The following is a 2,247-nucleotide window of genomic DNA, read 5'->3' as shown; positions in this document are numbered from 1 at the left end:
CATCGGCGGCTTCTGCGCCGATGGGCGCCATCGCTGCGCCAGCGGGCGCGATCGCGGCCGCCAGGCGCACGCCGCAGCGCAGCGCGGCTAGCTGCAGCGCGCGAAGCGCTGCTGCGCCGCTCGCGAGCGCAGGCGCCGCCTCCGCGAGCATGGCGGCGGCCTCCTCGCGCAGCAGCGAGCGGCCGCGCATGCAGTCCGCCGCCAAGCGCGCCGCTTGCTCGAGCGGCTCAGCTTCGGCGGGCTTATCCCGTTGGCAGCAGCTTGGCCCCTGAACTTCCCGCTTAGCTGAGACAGGTACCATCCGCTCGCCGAAGCGATGCTCCTCGACCTCCCAATGAAGCTTAGGCTGGACGGCTGAATAACGAACCCTTTGCCCCGGCGTCTCGCTCTTCTCGGCCAGACCCCATGCCAGCTCTGCTGTTCTCCGCAGCTCGCCCGCCAATCGTTCTGCCGTCCATCCGCCGCCACCCGCTCGAATCGCCTCCTTCAGCCGGCCGCACACCGCCTCCGCCAGACCGAGCGGCAGCGGCTCGCGCAGCCGGATCAGCTCTGCCGCCTTGCCGTCCCAATAAGCTGTATCCACCTCCCAGGCAACCGAGTAACGCGCTTCCCATCCCTGTCCCGTTCGCGCCGCATATACTACAGCCCTCACCATCTCCGCCCCCCTTGTGCAACAACAATAAAGCACACTCCACCGGCCTTTAAGCCAGCGAGTGTGCTTCACCCGAAAGTTGTCTTTGTTATCATTATATTCAATGCCGCGCTTCCATTTCAACCCAAATTCGCCCTGCGTTCCTGCAGTGCATGAGGCGAGATGTTCGCCAAATTCGTGTTTCTCCGGCGCTTCGGCGGCGTGCACAGCCAATTCGAGTTACTCTGGCGTTACTGCGACGCATGGGGCGAGGCGTGAAGCGAATGGGGCGGAGAGTTGGCTATTGGCAGGCAGCACTACGTGCGGTATACAAGCAAGCTGATCCACTCAGGCTTCCGCCCGAGTGACCGTAAGCGCTCGCCATTCGAGAGCTGGCACAATGCCGCGCTCGCTCATTCAGATCGGCAGCCGCGCAACGTCCTCCGGCTTCGACAGCTCAATCCACACGGGCTGAACGCTCTCCAGCCGAGTGTCCGACCACACGCCGCTCGCCAGCTCCCCGCTTCTCGCTCCGGCGCTCCTCGTCTCGCCAATTGCTGCAGCGCCTCTCATCTCATTGCTTGCCGCAGCGCTCCCCGTCTCGCCGACCGTCTCCATACCGCTCTCGCAGGCGAACAGCCCCGCCGTTACATCCTCGGCAACCAGACTCGTCTCCACGAAGTCCGCCGCCAGTTCAACCGCGTCGCCGCTTGCCATCGATCCCGCTCTCATAGCATTCGAGAGCGCTTCCGTTCCGTCCTCGTCGACAATCTCGTTCGCGTTATTCCCTGCCGCCATATCCTCGAATCCGATGCCGATCGGGACCGCTCCAATGCCGTCGGCATATGCCATAGGCACGCTTGTCAGTTCCCGGCTCTTCTCTGATTCAGCCGGCTTGCCTGTCATCGCCATCCAATCGATCCCGTCGTCAAGACGCGCCATCTGCCGCACGATCGATCCCGTCTCATCCGAGGAATCGCGGAGCCATACGGTCATCCGCACGTCCGTCCCGCTTCTCCGGGAATACCGCCTGAGCGCGCGCAAGTACCATTCGATCTGCGCCTCGTGGTTGCCGGCGACGAGCATATAACGGCGCTGCCTCTTCCCGCTTCGGCCGCGATAATGGGCAACCCACCTGGCGTATGCGATAGCACCGGCATATGCGACCGCGATGGACAACAATTCGATAAGCACGGAGGCCACCTCCTCTTACATCCGCGTTCGAGAGACCACTCCCCTCGCTGATGCGACAATATATGCCGGCCGAGAGGTCTTCGTTCCGGCACTCCGCTGCACTCGAGCCGCTTCGCCCTCTGTAACCGGGCACGGCCCGCTTACACGTGCCACCTGCCCCGCTTCGCCCTCTGTAACCGGGCTTGGACCGCTTACACGTTCCTCACGCCCCGCTTCGCCCTCTGTAACCGGGCTTGGACCGCTTACACGTTCCTTCCGCCCTGCTTCGCCCTCTGTAACCGGGCACGGCCCGCTTACACGTTCCACCTGCCCCGCTTCGCCCTCTGTAACCGGGCTTGGACCGCTTACACGATACTCCCCCCCCACTTCACCCCCTGTCACCGCTCTTGCACCGCTTACACGTTCCTCCAGCCCCTCTTCGC

At 64.0% G+C, this 2,247-nt stretch carries 1 protein-coding gene and 1 pseudogene; both read right to left on the bottom strand.

From position 1 onward, the window contains the following. Window positions 1-655: pseudogene (locus H4Q31_RS21270) on the bottom strand (hypothetical protein); the annotation flags it as partial. A 393-nt stretch (window positions 656-1,048) separates the two neighbouring features. After that, window positions 1,049-1,825 (bottom strand): hypothetical protein, encoded by a 777-nt coding sequence (locus tag H4Q31_RS21265; RefSeq protein WP_185181076.1) that lies wholly within the window; start codon window positions 1,823-1,825, stop codon window positions 1,049-1,051. Window positions 1,826-2,247 lie beyond the last annotated feature (422 nt).

Origin of the sequence: Cohnella lubricantis (genome assembly GCF_014212015.1) — a bacterium.
Classification (GTDB): Bacteria; Bacillota; Bacilli; order Paenibacillales; family Paenibacillaceae; genus Cohnella; species Cohnella lubricantis.
Note: the sequence above shows the minus strand (reverse complement) of the source record. Positions and strands in the feature narration are given on the sequence as shown.